This window comes from Megasphaera massiliensis (genome assembly GCF_000455225.1).
Lineage (GTDB): Bacteria > Bacillota > Negativicutes > Veillonellales > Megasphaeraceae > Megasphaera > Megasphaera massiliensis.
Genome location: NZ_HF954537.1, coordinates 979,483 through 996,159, shown reverse-complemented (window position 1 = coordinate 996,159; position 16,677 = coordinate 979,483). Strand labels below are relative to the sequence as shown.

Genomic DNA, 16,677 nt, shown 5'->3' with positions numbered 1-16,677 from the left:
ATTGGTCGTATCGAAACAGCCATTCAAAAGGCCCGTCATGAATCCTTTATGACGGTTGTTTTCCCGGGATTCGATTGGAAAGGATAGGAGCTTAGATGAATATATTGATCAGCAGTTGTCTCTTAGGACAGTATTGCCGCTATGATGGAAAGACCAAGACCTACGATGTGATAAGGCCTTTATTGGGCCGTGACGACCTTCATTTCATTCCCATCTGTCCGGAACAGGCAGGTGGCCTTGCGACGCCGAGACCTCCTGCTGAACGACGCGGAGAACGGGTGGTAACGGAAGCCGGTCTCGATGTGACCGAGGCCTATGAACGAGGGGCAGCGGCGGCTCTCTATCTGGCCCGCCTCTTTCACTGCACGAAAGCAATTTTAAAGGCCAAGAGCCCGTCCTGCGGCTGCGGCCTCATTTACGACGGGACCTTTTCCCGGTCCCTTACTGAGGGTGACGGCGTGACGGCCGCCCTCTTAAAAGCCGAAGGCATTGAGGTTTTTAGCGAAGGGGACCCTTTAGAATACTTGCTTTTATAACGTCGGTTTGCTACAATATACGAGTACGCAAGTGAGGAGGTTTCAGGGTGAATACGTTTTTGCATGAAGTTTGTGAATGGCTTTATTCTATTGTCATCGCCTTGGCCATTGCTATGGTCATCCATATTTTCTTCTTCCAGCCGACCCGCGTTTCCGGCGAGTCTATGATGCCGACCCTTAAAAATGGGGAGTACCTCATTGTTTCTAAGTGGAGTCACGTCATGGGAGAGGTCCCTAATTATGGAGATATCGTCATCATTGACAGCCGCGTCCAGTATCCGCGCACTTGGAAAGATGATGTCGCTGAACCGATGAACAACTACTTGGCGTTCTTTGACCACGATTTACAGACGAAAAATGTTTGGGTCAAACGAGTTATCGGCCGACCCGGTGATACGCTGGCTTTCCACGACGGAAAGGTTTGGCGCAATGGGGAACCTTTGGATGAACCCTATATCAACGGTCCTATGGAATACAGCAGTCGGGAAGAAGTTAAAGTCCCGGAAGGCTACGTATTCTGCATGGGTGATAACCGAAACCACAGCAGTGACAGCCGTTTTATCGGTCCTGTTCCTATCGATCACGTGTTGGGCCGCGTTATTTGGTAACCGGTCTTTACGACAACTCTATACGACAGTTCGCAATCCATCCTGTCGTTAAACAAAACTAGGACGCATTACCATCATTGGTGCAGTGCAGACGGGATTGTTTCGACAGCCCCGTCTTTTTTTATTTGTTAGAAAGGTGTAATATACAATGTATAACTTTGTTCTCAATACCCGGCGGATGACCTTTTCTGCTTTGGTCATCGCCATTTATATCGCCGTCTTGTATGTAACCCAGGGCATTTCTTTCGGTCCTTACCAAATCCGGATCGCAACGGCTCTCTACGGACTGGCATTTCTCTATCCTTTTTTAGTCGTGCCTTTGGGCATTGCTAATTTTATCGCCAACTTTCTCTTTGGCGGACTGGGCCTTATCGATATGGTCGGCGGTTGTGCCGTCGGCATGATAACGACCTGGCTCATCGTTCAGATTCGGCAGCGTCAGGGAAGTCCTTGGCTGGCAGCCCTTCCTATCTGGTGGGTGCCGGCTATTTTGGTCAGCCTGTGGCTGTCGTACTTATTGAACCTGCCTTATACGGTACTGGTCAGCAGTTTGGCTGTCGGTCAGCTGCCGCCGGCTATTTGCGGCGTCCTGCTCATTCAGGCGCTTCGTCATCACTACGTCTTAGAAAAGGGGTTATAATATGAGTCGAGATCATGAAGACCTTCAGGGCATTACCTTCCTTGGCAATCAGCACACGACCTATCCGACAGACTACAATCCGGACCTTTTGGAAACCTTCATCAACAAACATCCCGACCGGGACTACTTCGTCAAGTTTAACTGCCCGGAATTCACCAGCCTCTGTCCCATGACCGGTCAGCCGGACTATGCTACGATTTATATTTCCTACGTCCCCGATGAACGGATGGTCGAAAGCAAGGCGTTGAAACTCTACCTGTTCAGCTTCCGCAACCACGGAGACTTCCACGAAGACTGCGTCAACATCATCATGGACGACCTCATCGATGCCATGGATCCGAAGTATATCGAAGTCTGGGGGAAATTCCTGCCCCGCGGCGGCATCAGCATTGATCCCTACTGCAATTATGGCCGTCCCGGTACGCCTTGGGAAGACGTTGCCTGGCAGCGTCTGTCCCAACATGACATATATCCCGAAAAAGTGGATAATCGGTGAAACTTCTTACCTTTTACAGATAATCCATGGTATAATAAAGTATAAATCATAGGAGTGAGGAGTGTTATCTGTGAAATTGAAAAAAGTGCTTTTGGCCCTCGGTTTTTCCCTGGCCTTGTCGGCCTCGGTCTTTGCGGCCGACAATATGTGGCAGTATAATCAGTATACATCGATTGACATGAATTCGGCGAAACTCTACTACGATATGGGCCGCCAGGTTCTGTCCTTCAATACTGTGGAAAAATCCGGCGATACGACGGATTACTGTACCTATGTATACAACATCGATGATCAGACGATTCAGCTGAAGAAGATGATTACTCAGACTAAGAAGCATAAGTATAAGAGCAGTTTCTATCCCGAAGCGATCAAAGACGGTAACGCTGTTATCAAAGCCAGAGCCCGTATGGCCACGGACGTGTTGGAAAAGGTCATGGAAAAGCAGAATGCTAAAAAGTAAGCCCTTGGCGGCGAACGGGCTGCCGAAGTGTGCCTCATCTGCCTTACGTTCTTTCCGCGTATAGTCGGAAGAGCTGGGTTTCCGGTGCTGTCGGCAAGGGAGCGCAATCAAAAAGGGACTGCTGCATGGAGCGGTTTTCTTCATGCAGCAGTCCCTCTTTTGTTATTTCCCTTTGACGCAGATGCTGAGCCATTTCGGAAGCTTGTGCTCGACGACGACCCAGGAATAGGCCGACGCACAGGCGACGACAATGATGTAAATGGCGATGATGTGAATGGCTCGCAGGTAAATATGCAGGTGGGCCGCAAGGCCCGTGCAGAGGCTGAGAAAAACAGGATGGACCAGATAGATGGGGTAGGAATAGTCTCCTAACCGGGAGAAGAACTGATGGACGGCGTGCGGTACAGGCCGGCATTCCCACCAGTAGAGGAGAAATAGCATCGTCGACAGGGTATAAACCATGCCGATGGGGCTGAGCTGGTGAATGGTGAAGACTGCCGATAAGGGGTCATAGCCGAGGTAATGCATGACGCCGTAGTAGGCGGCCAGCATGCCCGCCGTCGAAGCGATTTGAAGGAGATTGATCACCGTGCCGTGCCGTTTGAGCCAGGCGGTGACCGACGAAAAGTGTTCCGCCGTAAAGGCGCCGAACATGAAGATGAATAAATAGTGCAGGACCATGTAGTTCAGGCGCAGATTCGAGGCATCTTCGAGGAAGGGATTGTCCGAATGGAGATTCCAACTGTAACTCGAGTAAAAATTAAAGATCATGTTGACGAGAAACAGGGCTGTAAAGGAAAGGACCGGTTTGCGGTCCATGAGGCGCAGTAAAGGCCGCCACAGAGGCATGAAGAGGTAGAACCATAAGAGGATGACCAGGAAGTAGATATGATACATGGCCAGGCCATACCATAAGGTGCGAAAGATGGCATAGGGATGAAAGAGATTGAGATTATGGCTGATAGCCGATACGAAGGCCATGTAGAAAAACGACCAGGCCAGGTAGGGGACAAAAACTGTCCGCAGCCGGCGCCGCAAATAGTCTTTATAGTCAAAGGGCTCGTGGAGTCCCTGACTGTAAAACATGCCAAAGGCCGATAGAAAGAAAAAGGCCGGTACGGAGAAGCGGGATAAGATTTCTAAAATGGCGACGAGCGCTAAATTTGGCGACGGATTGACGATGGCTACTGAGCCGACATGGATGGCGATGACGCCGAGCATGCAAAGTCCGCGCATATAATTGATAGAATGAATAAATCGTTTTGACATCTGACACCTCGGAAGATACAATATAGATACTAAAGCTATATTCTATTATAGCAAATTTTTGCAAAATGGACAGGGAGGCTGTATGACCGACGACACACAAAAGGTAACCCGAACGGGACTGATACTGGCAGCGACCTTGATTTTACAAGGGCTCAGGCTCATCATCCCTATACCGCCTCAGATCAGTCTGTTCCTCATCGGGTCTTTAGTCAATGCCTGCCTGATTACGGCCGTTCTTGCCGTCGATCGCAGGGCCGGCTTTGTCGTTGCCGCCTGCACGCCGATTTTTGCCTGGCTCGAAGGAATGCTGCCTTTCGTTCTCTTTGTCTTTCCCGTCGCCATTGGAAATGGTGTCTACGTTTACTTCGCCTGGCGATGGCAGCACTACGGCCTGCCGGCACTGTTGGTCGGAGCCCTGGCTAAGGCAGGTACCCTCTACGCCTTATTTTATTTACTCTTTGCCGGTATCGAATTCCCTCCGGCTATGCGCCATCTGCTGTTGACGGCCATGAGTTGGCCTCAAATCATCACCGGTGTTATCGGAGCGCTGCTGGGCCTAACCCTCAGCCGCTTTCTAAGTCACCGCCATGAATAGAAAGGAATTTTGCCATGCTGCTGCAAATCTTTTATTTTATCCCTGCCATCCTTGGCACGTTGTTCATTGCTGTCGGCTTGTATCACGGCTCTAAATTTTACAGCCTTACCCGACGCTGCACGCAGGAAGGGACAGGCACTCTCTTGGGATTTGAAGAAAAGAAGATGAAAAGTGGGACCCTTTATTATCCTGTCGTTCGTTTTACGTCCCAAGACGGAAAGACCCATCAGGCTCGCTATGCCTTTGGTAATGCCGAATGGAATTACGTAGCTGGCGATGAACTGCCCCTGCGCTATAATCCGGACGATCCTGAGGACATCTATCTCCACCGCGTCCAAAGCCTGTGGCAGCAGTATGCCAGCCCGGTGTTCATCATTCTAGGGGGCGCCATCTTTATGCTGTCCTATTACTTTCTTTTATAATCATACGGAAAAGGAGGAGTCGCCACATTGGTAGAAAATGAAAAAGCTGTCGCCGCCATGCGGCAATTTTTAGAAGCCCTAGGGCTCGACTTGACGGCGCTGGGAATGGAAAAGACGCCGCACCGCGTGGCCGAGACCTTTGCCCGATTTTTTTCAGGCCTTCAGGAAAATCCTGATGACGAATGGAACAGTCCTATCGTAACCCGGTCCAATGGACTGGTCAGTGTCCGCAATATCCGCTTTCACTCGCTCTGTGAACATCATTTGTTACCCTTTTTCGGTACCGTTCACATCGTATACTACCCTAAAGCTAATCGTATCGCTGGTTTCGGTCACTTCGTCCGGGCTGTCGATATCCTGGCCCGCCGGCCCCAGCTCCAGGAACGGATGACGGAAGAATTGTGTCAGTCCATCGTCCGCGGCCTCGATCCGGAAGGCGTTCTGATCGTCGTCAAAGCAACTCACTTATGCCTTACCATGCGCGATCAGCTGGCCATCGATTCGAATATTATGACGACGGCGGCGTCCGGGTGCCTGAAAGAAGGAACCGATGCCTATAAAGAAGCTTGGAAGCTCGTCATGGAGGAAAAACAAGATGGATAAAATCATGCTCAAAGGACTTCACTTTTGGGGGCACCACGGCTGCTTGGCATCGGAAGCGGAGCTTGGTCAGCCGTTTCATATCGATATATGCCTTGAAACGGATCTGTCACAGGCCGGCGCCTCTGATGACCTTCACCAGACCGTCGACTACAGTGTCGTCTATGCTCGGGTTAAGGACATCGTCGAGAATCGCCGCTATCAGCTTATCGAGCGGCTGGGAACGGTCATTGCCGAAGAGATTCTCGGCGCCTTTCCTCCTGTCGAGGTCGTGACGGTAACCGTCCATAAGCCCCAGGCTCCGATTGGCGGTCTCTTTGACGACGCGGCCGTAGTCCTTGAAAGGCGACGACATGGCTAAATTTTACCTTAGCATCGGCGCCAATCTGGGGAATCGGGAAGAGACGCTGAAACGGGCTGTGGTCCTCCTCGATGCCACGCCTGAAGTAACCGTTAAGACGGTGTCTCCTTTTTATGAAACGCCGCCGTGGGGGAAGGAAAATCAGCCGCCTTTTATCAACGGTGCCGTTTCCGTGGAGACGAGTCTTACAGGCCAGAAGCTCCTCGAACGCTGTCTTGCCATTGAACGGCAGCTGGGGCGGGTGCGCCATGAAAAATGGGGTGCCCGAACCATCGATATCGACCTCGTTTACAGCCCGGACGAGGTCTGCCGGACGCCGGAGCTGACCTTGCCCCATCCTTATCTAACACAACGGGCTTTCGTATTGGTCCCCTTGCGGGATCTGGTGCCGGACCTCATCCTCTTTGGCCGGCCGATTGATGACTGGCTCGCTCAGCTGCCAGATACAGACGCTATCAGAAGGAAGGATTAACTATGGAAAAGATACTTATTGCAGATGACGAACAACTTATGCGCCAATTGGTCATTGATTTTTTAAAGCCTGAAGGCTACGAAATTTTAGAAGCTGTTGACGGCAAAGAAGCCCTGGATATCTACGACAAGGAACATCCGGATTTGGTCCTTCTCGACGTCATGATGCCCGGTTACGACGGCTGGACCGTATGCCGTGAAATCCGCCGCGAATCGACGGTTCCCATCATGATGCTGACGGCAAAAGGTGAAGAAATTGACCAACTCTTTGCCTACGATCTCGGAGCTGACGAATACATTACCAAGCCTTTCAGCCCGAAAATTTTAGTAGCTAAGATCAAAGCTCTCTTGCGCCGTTCTCAGAACGACTCGGAAACGCAGGAAACCGAAGCCGGTGTCGCCATCGACCGCGATGCCCGCCAGGTCGTCCTCGACGGGAAGAATGTCGATCTCAGCCCGACAGAATACAAGCTTCTCAACTATCTGATGAGCAATACCGGCAAGGCTTTGAGCCGCCGCCAGATCCTCAATCAGGTATGGAATTACGATTACTACGGTGATCTGCGCACCGTCGATACGCACATCAACCGTCTGCGCATTAAACTCGGCGACAAAGGCCGCTACATTCGTACTGTCCGCGGCTACGGATACCGCTACGATTCCAAATGAGACGGAAAGGCTTATTGTCCTTAAAGGTTAAGACCGGTGTCTATGTCGGCTGTTTTTCTATCTTCTTTATCATCGGACTGATGATGGCTGTCGGCCTTGGCTTTGACCGCTACTACTACTCCATGAAAAAAGAAGCCATGATCGAAGCCAGTCAGAAGATCAGTGCTACCTATCAAAAGAAAAACGGCCCTGACGAACATTCGCTGGACTCACTGAGTCAGCGCTACGGCGTCGATATCCTCATCGTCGACAACAACAAGCTGGTCTATTCCTCGCGGCCGGGACGGCGAGTCCATCTGCCGCCGGAAACCGTTCCCGAAGATCAGGAAATCATCGCCCTTGGCAAGGAAAATGAAGTTCCTGCCGATCGTCCGGAGGGCAAGCTGCCGGTACACATCAAGGAACTCATGGAACTTCTCGACGGCAAGGCGCCTGATGAAAGCCTGTTGGGAGCCGTTCATCTTTATAAGGATATGCCTGATTTTGAGTATTTTAACCTCGTCGACCGCATTCAGGATGGTACGTACGTCATCATCAACCAGTCCGTCGCGCCCATGCAGGAAAATATCTATATTGTCCAGCATTTCATCATCGTCTGCGGCATTGTCTGGCTGATCGTGGCCTGCGTCAGTACGTTGTATCTGACTCAGCGCATGACTAAACCCCTCATCGAATTGAAGAACCTGGCCTTCGCCATGGCTCACCTTGATTTTTCCAATAAGTGGAAAGGGAACCTTAGCGATGAAATCGGCGAACTCGGTGAGAGCCTGAATATCCTGTCCAACCAGCTCAATGTCGCCTTGACGGCTCTTCGCCAATCGAATGAAGAGCTGAAAAAACAATTGGACGTAGCCAAAGAGGTCGAGCACATGCGGAAGGCCTTCCTATCGGCCGTGTCCCATGAGCTGAAAACTCCCTTGGCCATTATCCAAGGGTACGCAGAAGGTCTCGATACCCTCGACATCGATGAAGAAACACAGCGTCGGTATTGCTCGGTTATACATAGTGAGACCCAGAAGATGGATAAATTGGTTCGTGATCTGCTCAGCTTATCACGCTTGGAAACGGGTTCCTTCCATCTGGAACAGACAGTCTTCGATTTCAGTGCTCTGGCCGAGGAAAGTCGGGAACGGTTCTCCAAAGTCATGGAAGACAAGGGAATCCTTGCCAAGATTGATTTGCCTGAGACCATGACCGTTTATGGCGATCCGGAACGAATCGATACGATTTTAACGAATTTCTTAAGCAATGCTATCGATTATACCGATGCCAATCAACATATCCGCCTTTGGGCCGAAGATCTCGGTGAGCGGTACCGAATCTGCGTCTACAATGAAGGCAGTCACATTGATGAAGAGTATCAGCAGCGTATTTGGGAGCCCTTCTATAAGATCGACTCGTCGCGGGCCCGCAGTCCAAAACGCATCTTCGGCGGCCACGGCTTAGGCTTGGGCACGGTGGCGGCCCTGGTGAAGCTCCACGGTGAATCTTATGGCGTGAAGAACGAAAACGGCGGCGTCACTTTCTGGTTTACCCTCCGAAAAGATGCCGATCAAACGCCGGATAACGCATAATAAAAGAACCCCTCTGATTCTGTGCAGCTCATTCGTTAGGCCCTAACGAATGAGTTCGGCAGGAGGGCAGAGAGGTTCTTTTTTGTTATGTTAAAAAGAGCGGTTCCCGAGGGTGGGATGGCTGCATTTTTTCAGCGTCAGGTGATCGACGAGGTAGCCGGCTTGTTCGAGGTCGACATCCTCTTTTTGACCGTCGTGTTCAAAGACGCAGAGCGGTCGGTCGGTACCGACTTCGCCACCGGGAAGGTAGATGTATTCGCCCGTTTCGGCGTCGCCGAAGATGATGCCGGCTAAGAGATGTTTTTGGGCTATTTGACTCATGGCAGTGCCTCCTCACCGTCAAATTTGATTTCAAGGAGCTTGCAGTCCCGATAGTCGGCCGACACCAGGTGCAGCAGGGTACCGTTATAGCGGCGGGGGAACATCGTTCCGGGCTGCATACCGTGAAGGTGGCCGAAGATACAGAGGGGCACCTTGTATTTTTCTAAGAGTTCTGTAAAACCGCTGGGTTTCGTCAAGTCGCAGACCGGCGGATAGTGGAGCATGAGAATCGTATGGCCACTGCCTATTTTTTCCGCTTCCTGGAGCGTCCGTTCGACGCGAAGCAGTTCACGGCGGTACGGTTTGGCATCCCGTTCTTCCTGGTAATGGAGGTCGCCCGGGCAGATCCAGCCGTGGGTGCCGCAGATGATCGTGCCATCGTCGAGGATGGCTGTCGAGCCGTAGAGGTAGTGCATATTATTTTCGGCATCCATGCGGTTCAGTTTTCCGGCACTGGCCCACCAGTAGTCGTGGTTGCCGCGGATAATGATTTTTTTGCCCGGAAGGGCGCGGATTTGATCGAGGTCCTCCTGGGCTTCGTCGAGGCGCATGGCCCACGACGTATCACCGGCAATGAGGACTGTATCGTCATCGGTGACTCTTTCTTTCCAGTCTTCGGCAATGCGCTGCCAGTGGTTTTTCCAGCGGGGGCCGAAGACTTCCATCGGCTTTTTTGGCGGATTGCCCGATAAATGTAAGTCACCTATTGCAAATAAACGCATAAATGTATGAGGACCGTCCTTTCTATAGGTCATGCAGCCTGGTCTGCAATTCCTGGATAAAATGCGCCGAATGGCCTCCATTTGCGATTTGTGGAATCATGTAACCGACAAAGAGAGGGTTGGTAAGAAAGCGCGGGATGATTTTGACGTATAAGGCATCGTCATCGGGAAAATCATAGAAAAAGATGTTGTAACTGTCGTTAAAGCGGATGAAGGAGTGCATGAAATAGTGGGCTGTCGTCTGCATGCAGCGCACGAATTTTTCGAGTTTTGCCCGGTCCTTTAAGATAAGATTTACTTCGTAAAAGCCGATGATGGGCCGTTTGGACAGGGTGATCGTAAGGCCGTCTTCTTCAAAGATGGTCGGACCGACGAAGTGGAAGGGTTTGATATCTTCGTGATAGTCATAGTCTTTGAAGCCGACGATTTGCGAATGGGGATGGTGAATCGTGCCGCCGGACATATAGCCGTGGTTGCGGTAAAAGACGACCGATTTGAATTTGCCCATTTCCTTGACTTGCTGCCACTTTTCAAGGCCGAATTCGATGAGCTTTTGGGCGTATTCCGGGGTATAGTCGGAGAACTCGCCGTCACAGTCATCGGTTTCGATGATGAGTGTCTGCCATGAGTCCTTGAGGACCGGAAAGGCATTTTCAAGCCAGATCATGTGGCCCCGCTTTTCCATGACATTCTTCAAATGAGCGACGTCACAGAAGGGGCAATACCTTTCGTCGCGATGGACCGTATCGGGCTTCGTCTTACCCAAGTCTAAATTATATTCTAAAATGTGAGATAAGGGATTTTCGTACATACGACCGCTCCTTTTAATGCTTCTTATACATTGTAGCATAGCGAGAGGCAATTTCAAACTGCAATACGACAAAAGGATGCCCGCCAAGCACCGCAATAAGGGCAGTCAAAATGGGGCATCCTTAATTACTTTATTATATGAAATTCCCTAGGTCTTGTCAAATAGGCTTTGTCTGAAAAAAATATGAAAAATAGCGAAAATGGTGTGACTAAAACTAGAGTAATGTGGTATCATATAGAATTGAAGATTGATAAAATCAAGCATGGACTTCCATGTTTTTCACTCCATAACCGCCCTTTCAGGCATGTTATGAAAGGAATTCAATAGATGATGTGTAAAGGGGGAACTGTACATGAGTCTTCATATTGCCGCTCGCGACGGTGAAATCGCCGATCGCATCTTGCTTCCCGGCGATCCGTTGCGTGCGAAATATATTGCTGAAAATTTTTTAGAGGACACCTTCTGCTATACCCGAATCCGCAATATCCTCGGCTATACCGGAACCTATAAGGGCGTCCGCCTGTCGGTCCAAGGGACAGGCATGGGGATTCCTTCTATTTCCATTTATGCTACGGAATTGATGCGGGACTACGGTGTGAAAAAGCTGATCCGCGTCGGTACCTGCGGTGCTATGCGCCGTGATATCAAACTTCGCGACGTCATCATGGCCCAAGGGGCGACGACCGATTCGTCGATCATTCGCAATATTTTCGGCGGCTCGATTAACTATGCGCCTTTAGCCGACTTTACCCTTTTGTGCCAGGCTTATGGTCAGGCAGCGGCTCTTGGTGTCCCGGCCCGGGTCGGCAACGTCGTCTCTGTCGACCGTTTTTACGATGAAGAAATCGATAACGAAAAACTGACCCAGTACGGCATCATGGCCGTCGAAATGGAAACGGCCGGTCTCTATACGGCAGCGGCCAAGTTTGGCGCCAAGGCACTGGGGTTGTTCACCGTCAGCGACCACTTATTGACCGGAGACGCCTGCACGCCGGAAGAACGGCAGACGTCTTTTGATGATATGATCCAGATTGCATTAGAAACGGCGATTTTGGAATGAGGGACCTATAAATGAAAGTAAAAGAATTACGAGTGATTGACAGTCATTTCCATTTTTGCGATTTCCCCGGCTTCGACCAGGTTGCCTTGGCTGCCGGCTATACCAATACGGAAGAATCACTGCACCAAGCTTTTATCGAAAATAACGTCGTCCACGGCGTCGTCATGAGCAATAAGACCTTGGATGCTAAAAAACATAACTATCCCGATTACATGAGCTACTGCATCGGCATCGACAGCCTGACCGGAAAAGATGACATGGACAGCATTGCTGCCAATGTTGAAGAAAATTTAAAGAAAAGTCAGTGCTGCGGTATCAAGCTCTATCCGGGCTACAGCCATATCTACGTTTACGACGAATGGTATGATCCGATTTATGAGTTGGCCGAAAAGTATGATAAGCCCGTCGCCATCCATACGGGGCTGACGGCGACGGCCAATGCCCTGTTGAAATACAGCCATCCCCTGACCCTCGACGAAGCGGCCGTGCGCCATCCCAACGTCCAGTTGGTCATGTGCCACTTCGGCAATCCCTTTTTGCAGGATGCCATTGCCGTCTTGGAAAAGAACCACAACGTCGCCGTCGATCTGTCGGGACTCCTCGAGGGCAAGGTGCCCGATATGATGGCCTTCCTGCGCAGTAAGCGGGGTTATATCTCCATGCTCCGGGACTGGCTCAAGTATCTCGGCGCCTATGACCGGGTCATGTACGGGACGGACTGGCCCCTGGCCAATGTTAACGACTACATTTCATTTGTAAAAGGTTTCATCCCTGAAGCTTACTGGGATGACGTATTCTTTAATAACGCCAACCGCATCTACAAGCTGGGCTTATAAGCCTTTTGATGCACGATAAGGGAGGAAATTGTTTGTATACTGTAACCAAGCGGCTGGAAGTCTCCGCATCTCACCATTTAGTCCTCGACTACGCCAGTAAATGTGAAAATCTCCATGGCCACAACTGGATCATCCACGTGACCTGTCAGGCCGAAGAACTCGATCACAACGGCATGGTCGTCGACTTCAAAAAGATTAAAGAACTGGTCCACCACAAGATGGATCATCAGAATTTAAACGACGTCTTTGATTTCAATCCGACGGCAGAAAACATTGCCAAGTGGATTTGTGACACTGTACCGCATTGCGTCCGGGCCGAGGTCCAGGAAAGCGAAGGGAACGTGGCTGTCTATGAAGTATAGTCTCTGCGTCAATGAGATTTTCGACAGCATCGACGGGGAAGGGAAGAAGGCCGGTCAGCTGGCCACCTTCATCCGCCTCTGTGGCTGTAACCTGCGTTGTTCTTACTGCGATACGACCTATGCCTTTTCGGAAGGGAAGGAAATGGACGTCGACGACATTGTAAGGCAGGTCTCGTACCCCAACGTCACCCTGACCGGTGGGGAACCGCTCTGTCAGGACGTCCATGCTCTGTTGGCGGCCCTAAAAGGGCACAGCGTCAATATCGAAACGAATGGCAGCGTCGACATCGAGCCTTACTTCAAATACGACCATGTCTGGTTTACCGTCGACTATAAGAGCCTCTCGTCGGACATGGCCGGCCGGATGCTGGAAGAGAATTTTGAAAAGCTCCGTCCTCAGGACGTCCTGAAGTTCGTCGTCGGCGATGAAGCCGACCTCAACCAGGCCCTGGCCGTCTATGAACGCTATCAGCCGAAGTGTGCCGTCTACGTCGGTGCCGTCTTCGGAGAGATTGAGCCGGCGCAGATCGTCGACTTTATGAAGGAACACGAGCTGACCGACTGGCACCTTCAGATTCAGCTCCACAAGATCATTTGGGATCCTCAATTGCGAGGAGTATAATTGCAAAACGACAAAACGCCGTTATCCGCAGAGCTGCGGGTAACGGCGTTTTTTAAAGATGGCCCGGTCATCTTCCAGCATATGGTGGAAACAAAACAGCGTGGCGTCCGTATCGGTCAGGCTATCGTGCCAACTGCGGCGGCTGTCATAGCCGTAATAGGCGGCACAGTTTCGAAGCTTGGTATAGGTAATGGTCTTCGTTTCCTTATAATGGATGAGGGAGAAGGCTTCGGCCAGATCGAGGTAGATATCGCGGTCGGGCAGGACGACGCCCGATTCATACAGGCGCTCGATATCGTTAAAGGTACCGTAGCCGACGATGAGGTCTGCGTCCATGAAAAGACGGCTGACTTCATCGGCCCAGAGGATGAAAGGATCTTCGTGGGCTACTTGTTCCGGCGTGATGTGATTGACTTCCATCGCTTCGTCCCATCGCTCCGTATGGATGGGTCTGAAATAGCGGTTCAAGAGAACCTGACCGAAACCGTTCATGATGGAAAGCTGAATGATTTCGGCGTCTGCCGTAAGTCCTGTCGTCTCTAAGTCGAGGGTCAGGATGCGGGCCGGGTCGAGCGTCCGGATCGTTTTTTTGATGGCCGGCGACAGGCGGATGCTTTGTCGGCGGGCCTTTTCTTTTTTGGACAGCATCTTTTTCATGGAAAAACCTCCTTTCTTCACAATACTGTATTATATGAAGAAAGGAGGTTTTTGTCAATTTATGATAGGAAATGAGCGGGCGGAGTATTATTCGTAATAGCCGTTCGGTTTTTCCGAGAAGTTGATGAGGATGTTCTTGGTCTGCATGTAGTGGTACATCGTCGATCTATCCGTTTCACGGCCGATACCGGAGAGTTTGTAGCCGCCGAAAGGAGCGCCGGCCGGCAGGGCATTGTAGGTGTTGACCCACATACGGCCCGTCTGTACGCCTTTGGCTACGCGCAGAGCACGGTTGATGTCGCGGGTCCATACGGCGCCGCCGAGACCGTAGATGCTGTCATTAGCCATATCGATGACTTCTTCTTCCGTATCGAAGGGGATGATGACGACGACGGGCCCGAAGATTTCTTCCTGGGCGATGCGCGTGTCGTTCTTGGCGTCAGCGAAGATGGTCGGACGGATGAAGTTGCCCTTTTCGAGGCCGTCAGTGGTGATCTTTTCACCGCCGCATACCAAGCGAGCTCCTTCTTTTTTGCCGATTTCGATGTAGCTCAAAATCTTTTCGAGCTGACGTTCGTCGACTTGAGCGCCCATCTGCGTTTCTTTCAGCCAAGGCAGACCGACTTTGACGCGGTTGAAGCGTTCAGCCAGTTCATTTACGAATTTGTCGTAAATGCTGCGCTGTACGAAGATACGGGAACCGGCGCTGCAGACCTGGCCCTGGTTGAAGAGGATACCGAATTCGGCGCCTTCCATAGCCATGTCCCATTTGCAGTCTTCAAAGAAGATGTTGGCCGATTTGCCGCCCAGTTCAAGGGTAGCCGGAATCAGTTTTTCCTGAGCGGCCTTGTAGACGTCGCGGCCGATTTCTGTCGAGCCTGTGAAAGCCAATTTCTGGATGTCCGGATGGTCGAGGAGGTACTGGCCGGAGCGGGAGCCCTTGCCGGTAATGATGTTGACGACACCGGCAGGCAGGACGCCTTCTAAGAGGTGCATCAATTCGAGGAGGCTGAGAGATGTCGAGCTCGACGGTTTGAGGACGATCGTGCAGCCCGCAGCTAAGGCCGGAGCCAGTTTCCAAGCACCCATGAGGAAGGGGAAGTTCCAAGGGATGACCTGGCCGACGACACCGATCGGTTCATGGATGACGATACTCATCATGTTTTCATCGAGGCTCGAAACGCGGCCTTCTTCGTCGCGGAGGACGGCGGCGAAGTAACGGAAGTGGTCGGCACTGTAAGGAATGTCGATGTTTCTCGTTTCACGAATCGGTTTGCCGTTGTCGAGGGATTCGATGAGAGCTAATTTATCGGCGTTCTGGTCGATAACATCAGCGATTTTCAAGAGGATATTCTGACGGTCGATGGGCGATACTTTTTTCCAAGCCGGGAAAGCAGCTTCGGCGGCGCGGACGGCAGCGTCGACGTCTTCTTTCGTAGCTTCGGCGCAGACCGATAATTGTTCACCGTTAGAAGGATTGAAGGCTTTGAAGGTTGCGCCGTCGCTGGCGGGAACCCATTTGCCGTTAATATAGAGGTCGTAAGATGAGCGAATAGCATTTTCCATGAATTAACACTCCCTTTTCGTATAATTTCTTAATTTAAATAAAAATTGTTCTTTGTTATTGCTAAATGCATTATAGCATAAGTGTACGAAAATGGTCAATATTGTACTAAAAAGAACGTAATACGAAATGATTTACCAAGAGAAATAAGGAATATGGCGACTTCGGCCAGGATATGAAACGGTGGAAACGTACATCTCTGCTGCTTTAAAGAGGCATCACCGTGAAATGGGAAAAATGCGGTGTTAGTTGTAGGCGGTTCAGGTTTGCAAATATTAGTAAAGCACGCTAAAATAGATAGCGTACACAATAAGTATAGATTTCAGGAGTATAGCTAATGTATAAATACGTCTTATTCGATCTCGATGGAACCTTGACCGATTCCAAAGAGGGCATCCTTAATTCCGTGGCCTATGCCTTAGAAAAGATGGGCATTTCGTCCGAAGGCCGCCTCGACCCGCACGTCATCGTTGGTCCGCCGCTCTTAGATACCTTTGAAGACTACTACGGTTTTGAGCCGGAAAAGGCCCGTCAGGCCTATTCCTTTTTTCAGGAACGATACAGCACGATTGGCAAGTTTGAAAACCGCGCATTTGAAGGCATCGTTCCTTTATTAAAGAAACTAAGGGAAAAGGGCATTCGTTCTTTTGTGGCGACGTCGAAGCCCCAGGTCCACGCCGAAGCCATCTGTGAAAAATTCGGACTGGCGCCGTACTTAGAAGCCATTGCCGGGCCTGCTGTTGGCGGTACCGATACGAAGGCTGACGTCATGAAACGGATTTTGAAGGGCATCGGTTCCTTTGAAAAAGGGGAAGCCGTCATGGTCGGCGACCGTAAATTCGACATCATCGGCGCCCATGAATTGGGACTTCCCGTCATTTACGCCGTTTATGGCTACGGTAATCCGGCCGAACGAAAGGAATACGGCCCGGACTACATCGCCGAAACCGTAGAGGATCTCGGCGCCCTGCTGCTTTCCGATTGACTCATTCGCGGTGATTGCTTTAAGACGCCGCAACCT

23 protein-coding genes are annotated in these 16,677 nt (G+C 50.9%); 17 read left to right on the top strand and 6 right to left on the bottom strand.

From position 1 onward, the window contains the following. The first annotated feature begins 95 nt into the window (after positions 1 to 95). From TX77_RS08030 to TX77_RS08010, 5 genes are all read left to right on the top strand, one after another. Entirely contained in the window at positions 96 to 536 is a 441-nt protein-coding gene (locus tag TX77_RS08030; RefSeq protein ID WP_044504265.1) for a 2-thiouracil desulfurase family protein, read from the top strand. 47 nt (positions 537 to 583) lie between these two features. After that, positions 584 to 1,144 (top strand): signal peptidase I, encoded by a 561-nt coding sequence (gene lepB / locus TX77_RS08025; protein ID WP_044504261.1) that lies wholly within the window; start codon positions 584 to 586, stop codon positions 1,142 to 1,144. A gap of 148 nt (positions 1,145 to 1,292) precedes the next feature. Beyond that, positions 1,293 to 1,784, top strand: coding sequence for a QueT transporter family protein (locus TX77_RS08020; protein ID WP_044504259.1), 492 nt, complete (start codon positions 1,293 to 1,295; stop codon positions 1,782 to 1,784). A gap of 1 nt (position 1,785) precedes the next feature. Continuing rightward, the gene (gene queF / locus TX77_RS08015) at positions 1,786 to 2,280 is read left to right on the top strand and encodes a preQ(1) synthase (RefSeq protein ID WP_044504257.1); all 495 of its coding nucleotides are present in this window, start codon (positions 1,786 to 1,788) and stop codon (positions 2,278 to 2,280) included. A 70-nt stretch (positions 2,281 to 2,350) separates the two neighbouring features. After that, positions 2,351 to 2,740, top strand: a complete 390-nt coding sequence (locus TX77_RS08010; protein WP_044504255.1) for a hypothetical protein — start codon at positions 2,351 to 2,353, stop codon at positions 2,738 to 2,740. A 162-nt stretch (positions 2,741 to 2,902) separates the two neighbouring features. Here TX77_RS08010 and TX77_RS08005 read toward each other — a convergent pair whose 3' ends face one another. Further along, positions 2,903 to 4,009, bottom strand: coding sequence for an acyltransferase (locus TX77_RS08005; protein ID WP_044504254.1), 1,107 nt, complete (start codon positions 4,007 to 4,009; stop codon positions 2,903 to 2,905). Between the two features lie 82 nt (positions 4,010 to 4,091). On the opposite strand from TX77_RS08005, the gene TX77_RS08000 reads away from it, so the two are divergent. Genes TX77_RS08000 through TX77_RS07970 form a run of 7 tightly spaced genes read left to right on the top strand, consistent with a single transcriptional unit; the run spans position 4,092 to position 8,701 of the window. Then, the gene (locus TX77_RS08000; protein WP_044504253.1) at positions 4,092 to 4,604 is read left to right on the top strand and encodes a hypothetical protein; all 513 of its coding nucleotides are present in this window, start codon (positions 4,092 to 4,094) and stop codon (positions 4,602 to 4,604) included. Positions 4,605 to 4,618: 14 nt separating this feature from the next. Further along, positions 4,619 to 5,026, top strand: a complete 408-nt coding sequence (locus TX77_RS07995) for a DUF3592 domain-containing protein (protein ID WP_044504252.1) — start codon at positions 4,619 to 4,621, stop codon at positions 5,024 to 5,026. A 27-nt stretch (positions 5,027 to 5,053) separates the two neighbouring features. After that, complete coding sequence (folE, locus tag TX77_RS07990; RefSeq protein WP_081651718.1) at positions 5,054 to 5,629, top strand: GTP cyclohydrolase I; 576 nt, start codon at positions 5,054 to 5,056, stop codon at positions 5,627 to 5,629. Beyond that, complete coding sequence (gene folB / locus TX77_RS07985) at positions 5,622 to 5,987, top strand: dihydroneopterin aldolase (protein ID WP_044504251.1); 366 nt, start codon at positions 5,622 to 5,624, stop codon at positions 5,985 to 5,987. The genes folE and folB overlap by 8 nt, the downstream gene beginning before the upstream one ends. After that, positions 5,980 to 6,459: a 2-amino-4-hydroxy-6-hydroxymethyldihydropteridine diphosphokinase gene (gene folK, locus TX77_RS07980; protein ID WP_044504250.1), complete on the top strand. Its 480-nt coding sequence runs from the start codon at positions 5,980 to 5,982 to the stop codon at positions 6,457 to 6,459. The genes folB and folK overlap by 8 nt, the downstream gene beginning before the upstream one ends. Before the next feature lie 2 nt (positions 6,460 to 6,461). Then, positions 6,462 to 7,127, top strand: a complete 666-nt coding sequence (locus tag TX77_RS07975) for a response regulator transcription factor (RefSeq protein WP_044504248.1) — start codon at positions 6,462 to 6,464, stop codon at positions 7,125 to 7,127. Beyond that, positions 7,124 to 8,701, top strand: coding sequence for a HAMP domain-containing sensor histidine kinase (locus TX77_RS07970; protein WP_044504246.1), 1,578 nt, complete (start codon positions 7,124 to 7,126; stop codon positions 8,699 to 8,701). The genes TX77_RS07975 and TX77_RS07970 overlap by 4 nt, the downstream gene beginning before the upstream one ends. Before the next feature lie 90 nt (positions 8,702 to 8,791). On the opposite strand, the gene TX77_RS07965 is transcribed toward TX77_RS07970, so the two are convergent. From TX77_RS07965 to TX77_RS07955, 3 genes are read right to left on the bottom strand one after another with little or no spacing between them, the layout of a single operon-like run. Beyond that, positions 8,792 to 9,022: a hypothetical protein gene (locus tag TX77_RS07965; protein ID WP_044504245.1), complete on the bottom strand. Its 231-nt coding sequence runs from the start codon at positions 9,020 to 9,022 to the stop codon at positions 8,792 to 8,794. After that, entirely contained in the window at positions 9,019 to 9,744 is a 726-nt protein-coding gene (locus TX77_RS07960; RefSeq protein WP_044504875.1) for a metallophosphoesterase, read from the bottom strand. The genes TX77_RS07965 and TX77_RS07960 overlap by 4 nt, the downstream gene beginning before the upstream one ends. Positions 9,745 to 9,766: 22 nt before the next feature. After that, positions 9,767 to 10,555 carry a DUF4931 domain-containing protein gene (locus tag TX77_RS07955; protein ID WP_044504244.1) on the bottom strand — a complete coding sequence of 263 codons (789 nt, stop codon included), beginning with the start codon at positions 10,553 to 10,555 and terminating at the stop codon, positions 9,767 to 9,769. Positions 10,556 to 10,907: 352 nt separating this feature from the next. On the opposite strand from TX77_RS07955, the gene deoD reads away from it, so the two are divergent. From deoD to TX77_RS07935, 4 genes are read left to right on the top strand one after another with little or no spacing between them, the layout of a single operon-like run. Next, a complete protein-coding gene (gene deoD / locus TX77_RS07950) occupies positions 10,908 to 11,615 on the top strand; it encodes a purine-nucleoside phosphorylase (RefSeq protein ID WP_044504243.1) in 708 nt (235 codons plus the stop codon). Between the two features lie 11 nt (positions 11,616 to 11,626). Then, complete coding sequence (locus TX77_RS07945; RefSeq protein WP_044504242.1) at positions 11,627 to 12,451, top strand: amidohydrolase family protein; 825 nt, start codon at positions 11,627 to 11,629, stop codon at positions 12,449 to 12,451. A 32-nt stretch (positions 12,452 to 12,483) separates the two neighbouring features. Beyond that, positions 12,484 to 12,813, top strand: coding sequence for a 6-carboxytetrahydropterin synthase QueD (queD, locus tag TX77_RS07940; RefSeq protein WP_044504240.1), 330 nt, complete (start codon positions 12,484 to 12,486; stop codon positions 12,811 to 12,813). Beyond that, entirely contained in the window at positions 12,803 to 13,435 is a 633-nt protein-coding gene (locus tag TX77_RS07935) for a radical SAM protein (protein ID WP_044504238.1), read from the top strand. The genes queD and TX77_RS07935 overlap by 11 nt, the downstream gene beginning before the upstream one ends. Positions 13,436 to 13,456: 21 nt before the next feature. Here the strand turns inward: TX77_RS07935 and TX77_RS07930 are convergent, their stop codons facing one another. Together TX77_RS07930 and TX77_RS07925 are read right to left on the bottom strand one after the other, a co-directional pair. Beyond that, complete coding sequence (locus TX77_RS07930; protein WP_044504235.1) at positions 13,457 to 14,092, bottom strand: 3'-5' exonuclease; 636 nt, start codon at positions 14,090 to 14,092, stop codon at positions 13,457 to 13,459. An 87-nt stretch (positions 14,093 to 14,179) separates the two neighbouring features. Continuing rightward, the gene (locus TX77_RS07925) at positions 14,180 to 15,658 is read right to left on the bottom strand and encodes an aldehyde dehydrogenase family protein (RefSeq protein ID WP_044504234.1); all 1,479 of its coding nucleotides are present in this window, start codon (positions 15,656 to 15,658) and stop codon (positions 14,180 to 14,182) included. Between the two features lie 335 nt (positions 15,659 to 15,993). Between TX77_RS07925 and TX77_RS07920 the strand changes: the two genes are divergently transcribed. Then, entirely contained in the window at positions 15,994 to 16,641 is a 648-nt protein-coding gene (locus TX77_RS07920; RefSeq protein ID WP_044504233.1) for an HAD hydrolase-like protein, read from the top strand. Positions 16,642 to 16,677 lie beyond the last annotated feature (36 nt).